The organism is Acidaminococcus sp., from assembly GCF_057597765.1.
This window is the reverse complement of sequence record NZ_DBMBXK010000010.1, coordinates 24,027-41,029: the sequence shown is the minus strand read 5'-3', so window position 1 is coordinate 41,029 and position 17,003 is coordinate 24,027. Positions and strand designations below refer to the sequence as shown.

Sequence of the window (17,003 nt, the reverse complement as noted above, 5' to 3'; positions counted from 1 at the left end):
CTCAGATTTTTGTCAGCAGGGTCCCTGCTGCATCGAATTCCAGGGCTTCCGGTTCATCCAGGGCTTCCAGATGAGGGTACTGCCCGGCCTTTACGGCTTCATAATAGCTTTCGCTGAGCATCACGGTGCCGATGTGGGAAGTATTGGGGATCCGGACCACCCGGACTTTGGCCGGGTCCCGGTCCACCCCGTTGGTGGTACGGATGCACAGCTGGATGGCTTCCTTGTCCGTGGGCACCACAAAGGGAATCATCCCGGATTTGAACACCGTGTTGGTGACGATGTTGGGATACATGGCATCCATGTCGATCTTGTTGAACAGCCGGGCGGTGATGCAGTTGGCCAGGCCGATGCCCAGGGCGTTCCCGTGGGAGGCTTCCGACAGGTCCAGGAAGCAGGTCCGCTGGACCTTCAGGCCTCCGTGGGCGTATTCGGTGGAGAAGGTCCCGGCAATGTTGGGGTCCACCCCGGTGCCGGAATAGTTCTTCCCGATTTCATCCACCACCAGCACATCCGCTTCCTTCACCAGCAGGGAGGGCATGTTGGCAAAGGCGAATTTCAGCCACTCCGCCTCTTCCTCGATCATGTGCGGGGTATCGATGGCCACGATTTTGCAGGTTTCGTCGTAGGCGTTTTCAATGGAGGGGATGGCAAACAGGATGGGGGCTTTTTCCAGGAACACTTTGGCCATGGAAGGGATGTGTTCCGCAATCTTTCCCATACCGTCGGCGTGAACGTTTTCCGCCCCTTTCTGTTTCCCCAGGCCCACCGCCATCATTTTGCAGGGACCGCTTTCCACCTTCCCCCGGAAAGCATTGTGCGGCTTCAGCCGGCAGGAGAGGATGATGCCGTCCGCCTCATAGGCGTTCTTGTCCATGTACACCGGCCGGCCGGAACCGCTCATGCCCAGGTACACCGTTTCCATGCTGCTGCGGATCTCACAGCCCATGGCTTCTTCGGTGATCCCGTAGCCGGCCAGGATTTCCAGCTGGCCTTCCGCCGTGGCCCCGCCATGGCTCCCCATGGCCGGGACGATGAAGGGGCGGGTGCCCCGTTCTTTGCAGAATTCCACAATGGACCGGGTGATCAGGGCCACATTGGCAATGCCCCGGCTCCCGGCAGTAATGGCCACGGACATCCCCGGTTTCAGCTTGCTCACAAAAGGTTCCCGGCTCATTTCACTCCGGACCGCCCCGGGAATCTCCTCCGGGGTCAGCACCGGCCGGGGAAAGGTCTGCCGGGCCCGGAACATCCGGGGCAAGGGTACATTTTCCAGCAGTTGGGAAACGACCCCGCCTCTGGTGGTGATTTTCATAACATCCAACCTCCTTCAACCTCAGGCAAAGCCCGAAGCCCATCCGCACAGATTTTTCTGATACCTTTATTGTACGGTCCGGGGAAGTATAAATCAAATTCATTGTTTTTAGATGATTCATTAAATATATTAAGAGGCTGCCGCAAAGCGGCAGCCTCTGTCTGAAGTCAGGAGTCTGAAGTCGGAAGCCTCAGGATAGGACCTGGCTTGGTAGGCCAGGTCCTTCTTATTGTGTAAAGCCGTAGGGGGCACAAACCGGTTGGCCCGCAGAATACACAGTCAATCGATGATTTGGCGGGCTGTCGGTTGTGCGGCCACGACGAGTCCGATTTACACATTCAAAAATTTGCCTGCAAATTTATCATTGGGCTCCAGACTTCAGACTCCTGACTCCTGATTGACAGGTCGCCGGACGACGGCCTTAACAAAACGTCTTTTCCGCATACTCCTGGAGTTCTTCCCGGAAATCCGGATGGGCTACGGCGATCATGGCCTGGGCCCGTTCTTTCAGGGAGAGGCCGGTGAGATGAGCCACCCCGAATTCCGTGGCCACGTTCTGGATCAGGGCCCGGCAACCGGCAATGGAGCTTCCGGCGGCAATGGCCGGGACGATGTTGGAATGACGGACCCCTTTCTTGTCCACCCGGGAGGATTCGATGCAGATGTAGCCGGCGCCCCCATGGGACAGGAAGGCCCCTTCCAGGAAGTCCAGCTGGCCTCCTACCCCGGACAGCTGCCGGGTGCCGATGGATTCCGCATTTTCCTGACCCATAAGATCCAGCTGGACCCCGCCGTTGATGCTGATGTAATTGGAGATCTTCTCCATCACCCGGGGATTGTGGATGTAGTCCACTTCCGCCGGATAGAACAGCTCCGGTTTTTCCTGGAGCCAGTCATACAGTTCCTGGGAGCCGCTGGCCAGGTTCCAGGAGGCCAGGCCGGTCTTTTCCTCTTTCCGGGCGTTGGTCAGCTTCCCGGCCTTGTACAGGGCCAGGAAGGCGTCGCTGATGGTGCCGGTGTGGCACCCCAGGTCTTCCCGGTCGGACTGGGCCAGGATCTGGGCAATGGTAAAGGGAATGGTCCCCACCCCCAGGCTCAGGGTGGCCCCGTTGGGGATCTCCGCCACCACGTTCCGGGCGATCTGGAGATCCGCTTCCGAAGGAGTCCGGTAGCCGGAAGTGCACAGAGGGGCATGTTCCCCTTCCACAATGATGTCCGCATCATCCAGGGACACCCGGTGGGACCCGTCCACCCCCTGGAGGGTGGGCATGTGTTCATTGATTTCAAAGATCACGGTCCGGGCCTTCTTCATGATGGTCTTCCAGCAGTAGCTGGCCAGGCCCAGGCCGCAGTACCCGTTGGCATCGGGACGGGACACGGGCACTACCGCCACGTCCACTTTCAGATAGTCCCGGTACATTTCCGGCAGCAGCCGCAGCAGCATGGGGACGAAATGGAGCCGCCGGGCGGTGAACATCTTCCGTTCATAGGCTCCCAGATGCCAGCTGTAGTACTGGAAATGCTTCATTTCCGGGTCGCAGTCGATGGTGTGGATAATGGGACGGTACACCAGCCCGCCCCGGATCTTCACATCCGTCAGTTCGTCCTTCCGGGCAGCCAGGGCTTCATCCATCAGTTCCGGGAACCCGTTCCCGAAGCCGAAGTCCACCCAGTCCCCGCTTTTTACCGCCTTGGCCGCTTCCGCCGCCGTCATCACCTTGTTCCCATATTTTTCCAGCATAGTCTTCCTCCCAGCTCTTCGCTCTTCACTCTTCACTCTTCACTCTTCACTCTTCACTCTTCACTCATAATGATACCACGAAACGCCGGAGTCCCCGTTGGCAAAGGGGCTCCGGCGTCATTCATCAGAGGGGTTGGTTTCTTACCATTGAGGGATGGTCGTTCACGCTTTTTATTTGGTGAGATGGAAGGAAAAGCCTCCGATATCCCCGTCCAGATAGACGAAGATGACCTTTCCGTCAGCATCCCGGCGGATGGTTTCCTCCTTGAAGGAAATCCCTTTCCTGGCCAGGTCCGTCATGGCCAGTTCCACATCGGGAGTCTGGAGGGCGATGTGCCCGCATTTCCCCCGGGTGCTGTCCTTCATCACTTCGAACATGCCGTCAACGAAGATGTGCGTGTCATTTTCGTTGCCCGGCTCCAGGTCAAACAGGCTGCATAAGAGGGATACCAGCTGTTTGGCCTCTTTTTCGTTTTCACAGTTGATGCCCACATGCTTCAGCTTGTAGGTGATTTTCTCTGCCATGGATTCTGCCTCCTGTAAAGTGGGAGACGCTGTTATGGGAACGCCCCCCGTTTTCTTTCTATTTTACCTGAAGGACAGCCCCTTTGTCAGCAGAAGATACCAAAGCTGCATATTTTTTCAGCATGGGGGAAGTGGCCTTCACCACCGGTTTGAAATGTTTCTTCCGTTCCGCCAGTTCTTCGTCGGATACATCCATGGTCAGGCTCCGGTTGGGGATGTCGATATGGATCACATCCCCGTCCTGGATCAGGCCAATGGGGCCGCCGGCAGCAGCTTCCGGAGAAACGTGGCCGATACATGGCCCCCGGGTGGATCCGGAGAAGCGCCCGTCGGTCACAAGAGCCGTGCTTTCGTCCATGCCCCGGCCCACCAGGAGGGCGGTGACCAGGAACATTTCCCGCATGCCCGGACCCCCTTTGGGCCCTTCATACCGGAGGACGATCACCGTACCCGGTTTGATTTCCCCGGCTTCGATGGCTTTCATGGAATCTTCCATGCTGTCGAACACCCGGGCAATCCCGGTGAATACATGCATGTTGGGTTTCACCCCGCTGGCCTTCACCACGGCTCCGTCAGGAGCCAGGTTCCCCCGCAGGATGGCAATGCCCCCTTCTTTGTTCTTGGGCTTGCTCCGGGGGAAGATCACGTCATTTTCCACCAGAGGCTGGGCGGCGATGTTTTCCTTCAGGGTGTGGCCGGTGACAGTGATATGGTCATCCAGCTTGTCTTCGATGGCCTTCAGTACGGCCGGCACCCCGCCGTTGGCATGGAGCACGTCCACTGCATACTGGCCGGAAGGCCGCAGGTTGCACAGATAGGGGACTTCCCGGCTGATCCGGTCGAAATCTTCCAGGGTCAGGTCCACATGGGCTTCGTGGGCAATGGCCATCAGGTGGAGCACCGAGTTGGTGGAAGCTCCCATGGCCATAACGGCCTTCACCGCATCCAAAAGGGCGGTACGGGTCAGGATATCCTGGGTGGTGATGCCTTCCTTCACCATGGCCACGATCCGTTTGCCGCTGGCCCGGGCCAGTCTCCGTTTTTCGGAAGAAACCGCCGGAGAGGTGCCCATCCGGGGCAGGGTCAGCCCCAGCACTTCCGCCAGGCAGCTCATGGTGTTGGCGGTGCCCATCATGGAGCAGGAGCCCACAGTAGGCAGGGAAGCCATTTCCATCTTCCGCAGTTCTTCATAGCTCATTTTGCCCACCTGATACTGGCCCACGAATTCCCGCAGGTTGCTCAGGCAGATGTTGGTGTACCCGTCGCAGTTGCCGGCCAGCATGGGGCCGCCGGTAACGATGATGGCGGGGATCTTCATCCGGGCTGCAGCCAGGATCATCCCGGGGACAATTTTGTCGCAGGAGGCCAGCATTACTACCGCATCCAGCTGGTTCCCTTCCACCACAGCCTCTACAGAGTCTGCGATGATTTCCCGGCTGGGCAGGGAATAGCGCATGCCGCTGTGGCCCTGGCACAGACCGTCGCACAGGGCGATGGTGTCAAATTCCCGGGGGATGCCGCCGGCTTCCAGGATACCGTCGCTTACATCCCGTGCCAGCTCCCGCAGGTGGATATGGCCGGGCACCAGTTCACTGAAGGAATTGGCGATCCCGATGATGGGTTTCCGGAAGTCATCTTCTTCCAGTCCCATGCTGTACAGAAGGGCCCGGTTGCCGCTGCGGCCCACTCCGTTGACCATGATTCCGCTGCGGTTGTCCTTGTATTTCAGTTCATTTCCGCTCATGGATTCTACCTCAATTCGTTGGTTGGTACGTTCTTATTCCAGGGTCAGCCCTTTTTCAAAAGCTTTCCGGTTGCTGTCGATGACTTTCTGCTTGCCGGCGAACCGTTTAGCAATGCCCTGTTCCACGCTTTCCGGCTTCAAAAGGCCGGTCTTTTTCATCATGGCCCCCAGGGCGATGAAGTTGGCACTCTGGATGCTGCCCAGTTCCACCGCCAGTTTCCGGAAGGGATAGCCGATGGCAGTGCCTTTGGCCCCTTCCTTGGGGGTCACTTCGTCAGAATCATAGAAAACCAGGGTGTCAGCGGTGAATTTGTCCACATACCGGTCATAGGCCACCTGGGCCAGGCACAGGATCAGATCCGGCACCGCCACGTTGGGATAGCCCACCAGTCCGTCGCTTAAGACCACGTCGGTTTTGGTGAAGGTCCCCCGGGCTTCCGCCCCGTAGGAGGCACTCATGGTGGCGTTGATGTTCTCTTCATTCAGGGAGGCAAGGCCCATGACTTCCCCAACGGAAACTACGCCCTGGCCGCCGACCCCAGACAATACGATTTCTTTTTTCATGGTTATCCCTCAATTCTGTTGGCATCGATGATCTTTTTGTAACTGGTGTAGTAGTCTTCCCGAGGTGCGTTCTTCATGCACCCTACCACAATCTTGCCCTTGAGCTCTTCTTCGCTCATTTTGGCTGCCTGGGCCACAGTTACGCTCTGTTCGTTCATCAGCTGCATCATGTGGGCAGCTGCTCCCAGTTTGTTGAATTTCCCGTAGTGGGTGGGGCAGGCGCTCATCACTTCGATCAGGGAGAACCCTTTCACCTGCATCCCTTCCTTGATCAGCTTCCGGAGCATCACCGGGTTGTAGGCCGTGGCCCGGCCCACATAGGAGGCACCGGCGGCAATGGCCAGCTTGCATACATCGAAGTTCTGTTCAATGTGGCCGTAAGGAGAGGTCTGGGTAATGCTGTGGGTGGGGGTGGTGCCGGAGTACTGGCCCCCGGTCTGGCCATAGTTGTAGTTGTTGGAGATGATGGCCGTCACGTTGATGTTCCGGCGGGCCGCATGGATCAGGTGGTTGCCCCCGATGGTGGTGCCGTCCCCATCCCCCATGGTTACCAGCACGTGGAGGTCCGGATTTCCCAGGGCCACACCGGTGGCGGCGGCCAGAGCCCGGCCGTGGGTCACGTGCATGCAGTTGATGTCCAGATAGTCATCCACCCGGCCGAAGCAGCCGATGCCGCTGACCAGAGCCATGTCATGCTTGTCCACTTCCAGTTCCGCCATGACGGCGGCAATGGACTGGAGTACGATCCCGTGGCTGCACCCGGCGCACCAGGTTTGAGGCAGTTTGTCAAACAGCATATAGTCCTTGTAAGATTTCATTATTTTTCACTCTCCTCATAAACATCCACGATCTGCTGGGGGGTAATCAGGATCCCGTCGGTCCGGTTGGCCTGGAGTACTTTGCAGCCATAGTCGTTGTATTTCCGGACTTCCCCGGCCAGTTGCCCCAGGTTCAGTTCCGGCACGATCACGGTTTTGGCCTGCTGGAGAGCAGCCCGGATTTCTTTTTCCGGCATGGGCCATACGGTGACCAACTGCAGGAGACCGGCTTTCACGCCTTTTTTCCGCAGGATTTCAATGGCGCTGAGGGAGCTGCGGACGGAGCAGCCGAAGGAGATCAGGACCACATCCGCATCGTCCATCTGATATTTCCGGGTGATGGTGATGTCGTCCACATGTTTTTCGATCTTGTCCACCAGGTAATGGGTCACCCGGTCGATGTTTTCCGGAGAGGGGCAGAATTCTCCTTTTTCGTCATGGGTGGAGCCGGTGGTCCGCATGAGCAGGTCCCGATCCCCTACAGCCACCATGGGAGCCACTTCCGTGCCGCTGTAGTCATAGGGACGGAATTCAGACTGTTTCTTGGTGGCAGGAGCCTTCCGGTTGATGATTTCGTCCGGTTCCGGTTCCCGGATGGTCAGGGTTTCCCGCAGGTGTCCCACCACTTCATCCGCCAGGAAGATCACCGGAGTCCGGTATTTTTCCGCCAGGTTGAAAGCGGTGATGGACAGGTCATAGCAGTCCTGTACGGAAGAGGGGCTGAGGGCAATGATGCTGTGGTCCCCATGGGTGCCGTACTTGGCCTGCATCAGGTCTCCCTGGGCCGGTTTGGTGGCAGCCCCGGTGGAGGGGCCGCTGCGCTGCACATTGTAGAGGACGCAGGGCAGTTCGGACATGATCCCCAGACCCAGATTTTCCTGCATCAGGGAGAAGCCCGGTCCGCTGGTGGCGGTGAAGGCCTTTTTCCCGGCCAGGGAAGCCCCCAGGAGGGCCGCCATGGAGCTCAGTTCATCTTCCATCTGAATGTAGATCCCGCCATGACGGGGCAGTTCCTTGGCAGCGGCTTTGGCCACTTCGGAACTGGGGGAAATGGGATAGCCCGCGAAGAAACGGGCGCCGGCGGCAATGGCCCCAGCGGTCATTGCTTCATTGCCTTCCATGAATTTCTTTTCTACCTTAGCCATTATTTGACCTCCACTTCAATTGCAAAATCAGGGCAGCGCAGTTCGCACAGCTTGCAGCCGATGCAGGCATCCGGGTGAGCCACCTTGGGATAGCTGCCGTAGCTTTGTTCCAGCACCTGTTTGGGGCACAGGGCAGAGCAGATGCCGCACTGCTTGCACAGTTTGTCATTGATGTTGATGGTGATTTCTTTGCTCATTGTCGATCCTCCCATATACGGGCTGCAGCCTTCCTGCAGTCTCACTCAGTCTTTTTTCGGATGGTTGATGATAAATTTGGGTTCCCGGCCGTTCAGCAGGTCGTCAATGGCCTGGGCGCAGTTCATGGCCACCGCATCCACCGCCTCTTCCGTCAGAGCCGCCGTGTGGGGGCATCCGATGTAGTTGGGCAGGCTGAACAGGGGCATGTCCGGAGCAGGTGGTTCCGTTTCGAACACATCCGCTCCCGCCGCTGCGATCCGGCCTTCCTTCAGGGCCTTGTACACGGCTTTTTCATCCCAGATGGCGCCCCGGGATACGTTCAGCAGCACCGCCGTGGGCTTCATGTGGGAAATGGCTTCCTCATCGATGATGTGAAAGGTCCCTTTGTTGAGAGGCAGGTGGGGAGAAACCACATCCGCCTGTTCCATCAGTTCATCCAGGGTATCCACGAATTCCACCCAGTCCGGGAACTGGCTCCGGTCCACGAACTTGTCGTACACCAGGGTCCGCATCTGGAATCCGAAATGGGCGATCTTCACGGCTTCCAGGCCGATGGGCCCAATGCCGATGCTGCCGAAGGTCTTGTACCGGGCTTCGTGGGTCTCGATGGCATCCCGGCTCTTCCAGTTGCCCTTCCGGATTTCCGTATTGAACTGGGGGATCTGCCGGAAGCAGGCCAGCATCAGAGAAATGGCATGTTCCGCCACCGAATAGGTGTTGCAGCCCCGGGCCAGGGTCACCGTGACATTTTTGGCGTCACAGGCCTCCAGATCGATGTTTTCGTAACCAATGCCGTACCGGGCGATGATCTTCAGGTTCTTCCCGGCATCCACCACAGTCTTGGTGTATTTTTCCGTCCGGGCGATGACCCCATCCACATCGGCAATGGCTTTGGCCAGGGTGGCTTCGTCCGTTGCTTCCGGGCTTACCAGTTCATACCCTTTTTTGGTCAGGAACTCACGGGCCACCGGTTTCAGGGCCTTGGGCACCAGGATTTTATACATGCTTACCCCTCCTATACATTCTTGCAAGGTCATGAGATTTCAACAGGAAAGATTCCTCTGGGAAAACCAGGGAAGGATCTCTGGCTTTCCCAGAGGAGCTGCCTTTGGCAGCTCCGGTTGAGCAGTCTGGAGTCAGAAGTCGGAAGACCCTGGAAAGGAACTGTCTGCCAGTTCCTTCTGAGGATAAAAACCTTCCAGTCTTTCCAGCTTCAGAAAAATTTGCCTGCAAATTTTATCCAGCGGCTCCAGACTCCAGACTTAACCGCTTATCAAATGAAATACTGGGCCACCAGCAGTTCCAGGAGACCGACGCCGGCCATGATCATGGACACAGCGGTTTTGCACTGGAGCTGTTCTTTCAGGTCGCTGACACCGAACATGCCGTTCCAGACCCAGAACCCGGAGTCGGTGAAGTACCCGAAGGAAATGGCACCCACGCAGCAGGACAGAGCCATGAGCAGCGGGCTGATGGTCAGCTGGCTCATCAAAGGCATGGTCAGGGAGGCGGAAGTTACGATGGCCACCGTAGCGGACCCCAGGCAGATCCGCATGAGAGCGGCGATGCAGAAGGGAATCAGCACCGCAGGCACCGGCCAGGTCACAACCATCTGGCCCAGCACATTGCCGATGCCGGAAGCCCGTACCACATACCCCAGGGAACCGCCCACACCGGTGATCAGCATGATGATGCCGGTGTCTTTGATGCCGTCATCCATCATCTTCAGCACTTCTTTGGTATCCCGGTTGGGCACCAGGCCATAAATGGCGATCAGGGTCCCGATCATCAGGGCCACAATGGGGCTGCCAAAGAGAGCCACAAAGTAGTAGTACCCGGCACTCTTGTCCGCTCCCATCAGATCCAGCACCGTCTTGGTCAGGATCATGATCAGAGGAACCACAATGGGCGCCGCGGAAATGGCCAGCCCGGGCAGATCCGTCCGGTTCAGGAACTGATCCAGAAGTTCCGTGGAAGCCAGTTTCACCTGTTCGCCCTGCTGAGGACGGACGTATTCATCATCTGTATTGACCACCTGGTAAATCTTCTTGCCGATCCATTTGCAGTAGGGGACGATCACCAGCAGCATGGGGATACTGAGGATGGCACCCCCGGCGATCATCTGCCCCACATCGATGCCCAGCATCCCGGCTGCGGTCAGAGGGCCGGGGGTAGGAGGCACCAGCACGTGAGTCAGCTGGAGCCCGCAGGCCAGGGACAGCCCCAGGCCGATGACAGATTTGCCGGTTACCTTGGAGATGGCTTTGCACAGGGGGCAGAGCATCACCACAGCGGAGTCAGCGAACACCGGGATGGAAACCACCCAGCCGGTGACCCCCAGGGCCCATTCTTCATTGCCCTTCCCCACCAGTTTGATAAAGCTGATGGCCAGTTTTTCCGCAGCCCCGGATTTTTCCAGGATGGCCCCCATCATGACCCCCAGGCCGATGATGATGCCGGTGCTGGACAGGGTGTTGCCGAAGCCGGTGCTGATGGCGTTGATCACGCCCACAGTGGTTTTGCCCGCCACCTTCACGGTAAGGATGGGCATGCCTCCGATGATCCCGGTGATCAAGGCGGCGATCAGCATGGCGATGAAGCTGTGGACTTTTGTTTTAGCGACTAAGATTATCATGACCAGGATGCCCAGGCCCAAGCCCAGGACCATCCGTGTGGATTCTGCCATTTTCTATTCCTCCGATTCGTGAACCCTGTCCTTACCGTACCAGGCAGGGAGATTTTGCATCGAATTTCCAGCCGGGGATCAGGTACTGCATGGTGATGGCATCGTTCCGGACACCCAGGCAGTGTTTCTTGTACAGCTCGTGAGCCTTCATCACCTGTTCCCGGTCCACTTCCACACCCAGACCCGGTTTGTCCGGCACTTTAATGCCGCCGTCCACGATCTGCATGGGTTCCTTGGTCAGCCGTTCCCGGCCTTCCTGCCAGATCCAGTGCGTATCCAGGGCATTGTAGAAGCCCGGCACCGCAGCCCCCACCTGGACGCACATGGCCAGGGAGATGTCAAAGTGGTTGTTGGAATGGCTGCCCCAGGTGTAGCCGAATTCATGGCACATCTGCGCCACCCGTACGGACCCGTTCATGGTCCAGAAATGGGGATCAGCCAGGATAATGTCCACTGCCTGGCTTTCCAGGGAGTGACCCACCTGCCGCCAATCGGTGGCGATCATGTTGGTGGCGGTGGGGAAGCCGGTACGCCGGCGGAATTCGCTCATGATTTCACGGCCGGAATACACCCCTTCAGCCCCGCAGGGATCTTCACAGTAGGTGAGGATGCCGTGCATGTCGGACACATACTTCACTGCATCTTCCAGCAGCCAGGCCCCGTTGGGATCCAGGTCCATCCGGGCATCCGGGAAGGCTTTCTTCATGGCCTTGATGACTTTCATTTCTTCGTCACCGGGCAGCACGCCGCCTTTCAGCTTGAAGTCCTTGAACCCGTATTTTTCCTTGGCAGCCCGGCACAGAGCCACTACGCTGTCCGCATCCAGGGCTTCTTCGTTCCGCAGCCGGTACCATTCACAGTCGGAATCTTCTTCATGGTCGTAGGGCAGATCCGTTTTGTTCCGGTCCCCTACAAAGAACAGGTACCCCAGGAACCGGACGAAATCCCGCTGCTGCCCGTTGCCCAGCAGCCGGCATACCGGCATGTCCAGGAATTTCCCCAACAGGTCCAGGCAGGGGGCTTCGATGGCGGTCATTACATGGACCCCGGTCCGCAGATCGAAGGTCTGGTTCCCACGGACATCTTCTTCGCCGTTCTTGTCCAGATGGGCTTTCACCGCCAGCAGGGTGTTCCGGTAATCAGAAATTTTGGTCCCCACCACAATGTCCTTCACCTCTTCCAGGGCATTGGTGATCTTGGGGCCTCCGGGGACTTCCCCCACCCCGGTGTTTCCTTCAGAATCCGTCAGGATTACAATGTTCCGGGTGAAATAGGGGGCGTGCCCGCCGCTCAGGTTCAGCAGCATGCTGTCCCTGCCGGCAACCGGGTAAACTTCCATTTTGGTAATTACGGGTGTCATTGATTTGCTCCTCCTTGATCATAACCAACAGTATCCAACAATGTCACAGGCCCTTGACGATCCAATCCGACAGCTTCCCTGAAATTGCGCGTTTTCAGTCTATTGTGAATAGCGTCCGGATTCAATGTTTGACTTTATTGTAATTTTCATGCTACCATAAATCAAATTGTTTATTTTTAGTTCTAAAATAAGTTTTTCTAAGTGAGGTGTGCCCGATGGATCTAAAACAGATCGAATACATCGTGAAGATTGCGGAAACCGGCAGCATCACCAAAGCCGCCGAGCAGCTGTTCATTACCCAGTCCGCCCTGAACCAGCAGCTGCTGAAGCTGGAACAGCAGCTGGGGATCAAACTGTTCGTCCGGCACAAACATGACCTGACCCCCACCAGTGCCGGCCAGGTGTATCTGGAATATGGCCGGAACATGCTCCGGGAAAAACGGGAAGCCTACAACATCATCCACGACATGGCCCAGAGCAGCCTGGGAGATCTCCGGCTGACCTTTTCCCGGGAACGGGGCATCGACATGCTGGTAGCCACCTATCCCCAGTTCCACCGCCGGTTCCCGGGGATCACCCTCCGGCCCCATGAAATGTTCGTGGTGGACCAGCTGAACTGGCTCAGCCGGGGAGATACGGACCTGGGGGTGGTGACGGTAACGGAGAAACAGAAGACCCCGGACCTGGAATTCGAGCTGATCCGTCGGGAACCCATGCTCCTGGCCATTCCCCGGGAAAGTCCCCGGGCAGTGGACCCGGCCCGTCCCGGCACTCCTTTGGAAGACCTGCCCTACCTGCCGGTGGACCAGTGCAAGGACAGTCCCTTCGTACTCATGTTCCCCAAATCCACCATGCGCCAGATCATCGACCGGGTGCTGAAGGAAGCGGACTACCATCCCTATGTGCTGTTCGAAAGCGCCAGCATCCGGGCCCTTCTCACCATGGTGAAGAACAACATGGCCTGTACCATCGTCTCCACCGGCTACTACAAATACCAGGACAAGATCGCCTACTACCGGATCCCCGGAGACCCTTACTGGGAAATGTGCATTACCTATAAAAAAGGAGCCTACCTGAACAAGGCCATGCTCTACTACAAAGACCTGATCCACGAATATTTCCAGGTAAAGGCCCCGTTGATCACAAAGAAATAAGGGGGATGTTGCACGTAAAAAATATGCGTGCCACATCCCCGTCAATGGTCAATTGACAAAAAAGCAGTGGCACGCGTGTGTTTTTTACGTGTGCCACTGCTTTTTCATTCCCCTTTACTCTTCGTAAACCGGTTCGCCGCTGCGGTGATGCAGAAAGCGCAGAAGGCGGACAGAAACATGCAGAAGGCGAAGCCCAGCACGTTGTTGGACAGGGTGGGGGCCACGATGCTGGGCACATAGGCGGTACCCCGGACATTGAAGTACCCTACGGCCACTCCCCCTACCCCGGCAGACAGGATGGCTCCGGCCATCACCACTTTATTGGAAAACATAAAGGGATAGGCCGCTTCCACAAAGGTCCCGAAGGCCATGTTGATGAACAGCCCGGGAATGGCCAGGGCCCGGTCGTCCTGCCGCCGGGGCGCCAGGATGTTGGCGGCCATGATCCCGGCGGACACCATTACCAGGCCCACCATGTCGATGGCTCCCAAAAAGGAGTTCCCGGTCTTTTCCATTTCCAGCAGGATAATGGGCAGGATGGCCGCATGGTACATGCCCCCCATAATGGCCGGCCAGATCAGGAGTCCCGCCAGGCCTCCGCAGAGCACCGGATGGATGGAGAAAGCCCAGTCGATCACGTAGCGGATCCCGTTGCCCACCGCTTCCGCCAGCGGCGCAATGAACAGGTAGATCAGGAGCCCGGCGGCCAGGCCTGCAACGCCCCCGGCCACAATATTGGCAGTGGTGGCAGGGAAGTTCAGCTTCAGGCATTTCAGCAGCAGGAACTGGACCAGGATCCCGGCGATGATCCCGCCGATGATGCCCCCGATGAGCCCGCCCTTTACGGACAGGATCCCGGTGACCACCCCGGCCACAATGGCCACATCCCCCATGCCGGATACCTGTTTGGCGGCCACCGTGGCCACGATCACCGGCAGGGCGTCGATCATGATGTTGAAGATCTTTTCAAAGTATTCCAGTCCCGGCACCTTGCTGAGAATCAGGGTGAGAGCCATGGCAATGAATCCGGGGAGGGACGCCATCAGGATCCCCCGGACGCTGATCCGGGACAGGAGGCTCCCCTGTTCCCCTGCGTCCCCGGCGGTGACCCCGCCGTTCATGGCCGGCCGGTAGCTGAGCTTCCAGAATTTGGCCAGGGCGAACACATTGGCAATGGCCCGGGTCCGGTTGGTGGTGCCGGTGGTACCGGAAACCGCCACCACATTGAGACCCATGGACTGGGCCAGAGCCATGGAAGTGCCCCCGGTACCGGTGGCTGCCAGCTTTTTGTCCGCCGCCGCTTTCAGGGCCGCCCGGTTGGCGCCTTTGGGGTCGCAGCTGGCCAGGATCAGCCCGTCCACCTTGTCTTCATCGATGAGCCCGGCGATCCGTTCGTCTTCCAGCACTGCTTCCCGGTTCACTTCTTCCAGGGTCCCCCGGAACACCACCTTCGGTTCTTCCCCGTTCCAGGTCCACAGTGCCGCTTTGGTGTCCGGTTTGGCCGTATCCATGGAGGCTTCCGCCCCGATGAACTGGATGGCGGTCAGTTCCATCCCCGCCCCTTTGATCTGCCGGACCATTTCTCCCAAAAGAGAAGCCGGATCTTTCCCGCCCAGGTTGTACAGGTTTCCCCCGCTGCTCCCCAGTATCGCCACTTTTTTCGTCATCCTCAGGACCCCCTCAGAAACCGAAACGGTCCGCCTTCCTCAGCCGGACCGTTCAGTTGTGTTTTGCTTTACTCCGCTAGTGTACTAAAATACAGGAAGTATGTCAAGATTTTCTCCCCCACACCTCCGGATTGGCCACGCCCTTCCATTCTTTTCCCTGGCATACGGCGTAACAGCCTTCCACGGCGGCGCAGGCCATCCGGGCCCAGGAATCAGGGGTCAGAGCGGCGCTGTGAGGAGTGCAGAGGATCCGGGGCGCCGTGAACACCGGGTTGTCCAGATCCGCCGGTTCTGTCCCATACACGTCCACGCCGGCCCCGGCAATGACGCCCTGGTTCACCGCATCCGCCAGGGCCTGTTCATCCACCACCGCTCCCCGGGCCGTGTTGATGAGAAAGGCGGTGGGTTTCATCATGGCCAGTTCCCGGGCTCCGATGAAATGCCGGGTCTCTTCCAGCAGAGGTACATGGAGGGACACGAAATCGCTTTCCCGGAGCACTTCCTCCAGGGTGTCCCCATACCGGCAGCCCGCGTCCTCCACCCGGGCCCGGTTCCGGGAATGGCTCCAGCCCAGGCAGTCCATGCCCAGGGCCCGGCACAGATGGGCCAGCAGGCTGCCGATGCCGCCTACCCCCACGATGCCCACGGTTTTCCCGGCCAGTTCCATCTGTTTTCCCTGGGCCCGGATCCCCCAGTTCCCTTTCCGGTTCTCGGCGTCCATTTCCTTCAGATCCTTGGCACAGGCAAAGATCAGGGCCAGGGCATGTTCCGCCACGCTCCGGGCATTGGCCCCGGGAGCCAGCACCACCGGGATCCCCCGCCTGGTGCAGTAGTCCACCGGCACATTTTCAAAGCCCATCCCCGGGCGTCCCAGCACCTTCAGGTTGGGGCACCGGCGGAGCACGGATTCCGGACATTTTTCCAGCCGGACAATGAGAGCATCAGCACTTTCCAAAAGGGCATCGGGGTATTCTTCCCAGTTTAAGCCGGGACCCACTTCCCACTGGATCCCCAGTTTTTCCATCATTTCCATCCCCGCCGGGGCCAGGGGCAGGCTCAGTACGAATTTCATCAGGCACCTCCCTGTTTACTCGATCCACCGGATCCATTCTTCCTGGAACCGGTCATGCTTCCTGGTTTCCTCTCCCGGATACCCCAGGGAGAACATGGCAAAAGCTTCTTCTTCCGCCGGCAGGCCGGCAATCTTCCCTACAGCCGCCATCCTTTCAGGCCGGGGATAGACCCCCATCCAGACGCCTCCCAGTCCCTGGGCATCGGTTTCGATCCAGAGATTTTCCAGGGCCGCACTGGTGTCCACCGGAGCAAACTCCGGCAGCAGGCAGTCTTTCCGATAGCTGATAACCAGAATCACCGGAGCCGCTGCAGCAAAAACGGAATACTGGCTGACGGCCGCCAGTTCCCGGATCTTTTCCCGGTCCGTCACCACGGTAAAGCGCCAGGGACGCTGGTTGCAGGCAGAAGGAGCCGCCATGGCCGCCCGGAGGATTTCCAAGATCTTTTCTTTTTCCACCGGTTTGTTCAGATATTTCCTTATACTGATACGATGAAACAAATTTTCCATATTCAGGATCTCCTTTTCCCATATTCGTAAGCCTACTATACCAAAGCAGTAGGTTTCCTGCAATAGGGGCCGCACAACCAGCGGCCCGCCGGCTGTACTATACTTTCACCCTGGCGGTCCCAAAGCCCGCCCTGGGAAGGGTATAAGCAGGCGCCCGACACTTCGGCAACGTTGGCGGTCGCTTATGCCGCGGCTGGGGTCTGTGCGGAGCATGGTGGTGGGATTCGGCCAGAGGCCTTGTACTTTCTCTATATAAGAAAGGTGTATCCCCGCCTGGGGAGAACCCTCTACCCGCTAACGCGGGTCCTTTCCCCCTTGCTCCACGGGACTAGGTTGCTCCTATTCGTCGCATCCGTCGCAGGGGGACACATCTGGACCACTCCTGCAGGACGGATTTGGTCTCCGGCCTTGCTGGCACTTTGCACGAGTATACGTCGATTCTTCGGGAGCCGGGAGGGCAGGCCCAGGAGGAGTCGGCGGGACAACGCCGGGTGTCGTCGCTCC

At 58.3% G+C, this 17,003-nt stretch carries 15 protein-coding genes; 1 reads left to right on the top strand and 14 read right to left on the bottom strand.

Annotated elements, in window-relative coordinates; genetic code table 11:
* Position 1 precedes the first annotated feature (1 nt).
* The 11 genes from ACZOF8_RS07855 to ACZOF8_RS07805 all read right to left on the bottom strand — a co-directional run bounded on the left by ACZOF8_RS07855 (position 2) and on the right by ACZOF8_RS07805 (position 12,096).
* Entirely contained in the window at positions 2 to 1,315 is a 1,314-nt protein-coding gene (locus ACZOF8_RS07855; RefSeq protein ID WP_022487876.1) for a nickel pincer cofactor-dependent isomerase, group 22, read from the bottom strand.
* A 421-nt stretch (positions 1,316 to 1,736) separates the two neighbouring features.
* Positions 1,737 to 3,056 (bottom strand): acetyl-CoA hydrolase/transferase family protein, encoded by a 1,320-nt coding sequence (locus tag ACZOF8_RS07850; protein WP_487426739.1) that lies wholly within the window; start codon positions 3,054 to 3,056, stop codon positions 1,737 to 1,739.
* Positions 3,057 to 3,227: 171 nt separating this feature from the next.
* Entirely contained in the window at positions 3,228 to 3,581 is a 354-nt protein-coding gene (locus tag ACZOF8_RS07845) for a VOC family protein (protein ID WP_022487874.1), read from the bottom strand.
* A gap of 58 nt (positions 3,582 to 3,639) precedes the next feature.
* Positions 3,640 to 5,325 carry a dihydroxy-acid dehydratase gene (gene ilvD, locus ACZOF8_RS07840; RefSeq protein ID WP_308664348.1) on the bottom strand — a complete coding sequence of 562 codons (1,686 nt, stop codon included), beginning with the start codon at positions 5,323 to 5,325 and terminating at the stop codon, positions 3,640 to 3,642.
* A gap of 33 nt (positions 5,326 to 5,358) precedes the next feature.
* Positions 5,359 to 5,889, bottom strand: a complete 531-nt coding sequence (locus tag ACZOF8_RS07835; protein ID WP_022487872.1) for a 2-oxoacid:ferredoxin oxidoreductase subunit gamma family protein — start codon at positions 5,887 to 5,889, stop codon at positions 5,359 to 5,361.
* Between the two features lie 2 nt (positions 5,890 to 5,891).
* Complete coding sequence (locus ACZOF8_RS07830; RefSeq protein WP_022487871.1) at positions 5,892 to 6,707, bottom strand: thiamine pyrophosphate-dependent enzyme; 816 nt, start codon at positions 6,705 to 6,707, stop codon at positions 5,892 to 5,894.
* Positions 6,707 to 7,852, bottom strand: coding sequence for a 2-oxoacid:acceptor oxidoreductase subunit alpha (locus ACZOF8_RS07825; protein WP_154488441.1), 1,146 nt, complete (start codon positions 7,850 to 7,852; stop codon positions 6,707 to 6,709). Before ACZOF8_RS07825 ends, ACZOF8_RS07830 begins: the two co-directional genes overlap by 1 nt.
* Complete coding sequence (locus ACZOF8_RS07820; RefSeq protein ID WP_022487869.1) at positions 7,852 to 8,049, bottom strand: 4Fe-4S binding protein; 198 nt, start codon at positions 8,047 to 8,049, stop codon at positions 7,852 to 7,854. The genes ACZOF8_RS07825 and ACZOF8_RS07820 overlap by 1 nt, the downstream gene beginning before the upstream one ends.
* A gap of 45 nt (positions 8,050 to 8,094) precedes the next feature.
* Positions 8,095 to 9,054 (bottom strand): hydroxyacid dehydrogenase, encoded by a 960-nt coding sequence (locus tag ACZOF8_RS07815; protein WP_022487868.1) that lies wholly within the window; start codon positions 9,052 to 9,054, stop codon positions 8,095 to 8,097.
* Between the two features lie 269 nt (positions 9,055 to 9,323).
* The gene (locus tag ACZOF8_RS07810; protein WP_022487867.1) at positions 9,324 to 10,736 is read right to left on the bottom strand and encodes a GntP family permease; all 1,413 of its coding nucleotides are present in this window, start codon (positions 10,734 to 10,736) and stop codon (positions 9,324 to 9,326) included.
* Between the two features lie 31 nt (positions 10,737 to 10,767).
* Positions 10,768 to 12,096, bottom strand: coding sequence for an enolase C-terminal domain-like protein (locus tag ACZOF8_RS07805; RefSeq protein ID WP_022487866.1), 1,329 nt, complete (start codon positions 12,094 to 12,096; stop codon positions 10,768 to 10,770).
* A gap of 215 nt (positions 12,097 to 12,311) precedes the next feature.
* Here ACZOF8_RS07805 and ACZOF8_RS07800 point away from each other — a divergent pair, with 215 nt between their 5' ends.
* A complete protein-coding gene (locus ACZOF8_RS07800; RefSeq protein ID WP_487426738.1) occupies positions 12,312 to 13,250 on the top strand; it encodes a LysR family transcriptional regulator in 939 nt (312 codons plus the stop codon).
* Positions 13,251 to 13,354: 104 nt separating this feature from the next.
* Here ACZOF8_RS07800 and ACZOF8_RS07795 read toward each other — a convergent pair whose 3' ends face one another.
* The 3 genes from ACZOF8_RS07795 to ACZOF8_RS07785 form a co-directional block, all read right to left on the bottom strand.
* Positions 13,355 to 14,917, bottom strand: coding sequence for a hypothetical protein (locus tag ACZOF8_RS07795; protein WP_022487864.1), 1,563 nt, complete (start codon positions 14,915 to 14,917; stop codon positions 13,355 to 13,357).
* A 103-nt stretch (positions 14,918 to 15,020) separates the two neighbouring features.
* A complete protein-coding gene (locus tag ACZOF8_RS07790) occupies positions 15,021 to 15,989 on the bottom strand; it encodes a hydroxyacid dehydrogenase (RefSeq protein ID WP_022487863.1) in 969 nt (322 codons plus the stop codon).
* Between the two features lie 15 nt (positions 15,990 to 16,004).
* Positions 16,005 to 16,499, bottom strand: a complete 495-nt coding sequence (locus tag ACZOF8_RS07785; protein WP_022487862.1) for a nitroreductase family protein — start codon at positions 16,497 to 16,499, stop codon at positions 16,005 to 16,007.
* Between the last annotated feature and the right edge of the window lie 504 nt (positions 16,500 to 17,003).

Bases quoted from the DNA above. Each gene is read 5' to 3' on its own strand.
- ACZOF8_RS07805 (WP_022487866.1), bottom strand. From the start codon at position 12,096: ATGACACCCGTAATTACCAAAATGGAAGTTTACCCGGTTGCCGGCAGG.
- ACZOF8_RS07830 (WP_022487871.1), bottom strand. From the start codon at position 6,707: ATGAAATCTTACAAGGACTATATGCTGTTTGACAAACTGCCTCAAACC.
- ACZOF8_RS07855 (WP_022487876.1), bottom strand. From the start codon at position 1,315: ATGAAAATCACCACCAGAGGCGGGGTCGTTTCCCAACTGCTGGAAAAT.
- ACZOF8_RS07820 (WP_022487869.1), bottom strand. From the start codon at position 8,049: ATGAGCAAAGAAATCACCATCAACATCAATGACAAACTGTGCAAGCAG.
- ACZOF8_RS07835 (WP_022487872.1), bottom strand. From the start codon at position 5,889: ATGAAAAAAGAAATCGTATTGTCTGGGGTCGGCGGCCAGGGCGTAGTT.
- ACZOF8_RS07795 (WP_022487864.1), bottom strand. From the start codon at position 14,917: ATGACGAAAAAAGTGGCGATACTGGGGAGCAGCGGGGGAAACCTGTAC.
- ACZOF8_RS07850 (WP_487426739.1), bottom strand. From the start codon at position 3,056: ATGCTGGAAAAATATGGGAACAAGGTGATGACGGCGGCGGAAGCGGCC.
- ACZOF8_RS07785 (WP_022487862.1), bottom strand. From the start codon at position 16,499: ATGGAAAATTTGTTTCATCGTATCAGTATAAGGAAATATCTGAACAAA.
- ACZOF8_RS07815 (WP_022487868.1), bottom strand. From the start codon at position 9,054: ATGTATAAAATCCTGGTGCCCAAGGCCCTGAAACCGGTGGCCCGTGAG.
- ilvD (WP_308664348.1), bottom strand. From the start codon at position 5,325: ATGAGCGGAAATGAACTGAAATACAAGGACAACCGCAGCGGAATCATG.
- ACZOF8_RS07825 (WP_154488441.1), bottom strand. From the start codon at position 7,852: ATGGCTAAGGTAGAAAAGAAATTCATGGAAGGCAATGAAGCAATGACC.
- ACZOF8_RS07800 (WP_487426738.1), top strand. From the start codon at position 12,312: ATGGATCTAAAACAGATCGAATACATCGTGAAGATTGCGGAAACCGGC.
- ACZOF8_RS07790 (WP_022487863.1), bottom strand. From the start codon at position 15,989: ATGAAATTCGTACTGAGCCTGCCCCTGGCCCCGGCGGGGATGGAAATG.
- ACZOF8_RS07845 (WP_022487874.1), bottom strand. From the start codon at position 3,581: ATGGCAGAGAAAATCACCTACAAGCTGAAGCATGTGGGCATCAACTGT.
- ACZOF8_RS07810 (WP_022487867.1), bottom strand. From the start codon at position 10,736: ATGGCAGAATCCACACGGATGGTCCTGGGCTTGGGCCTGGGCATCCTG.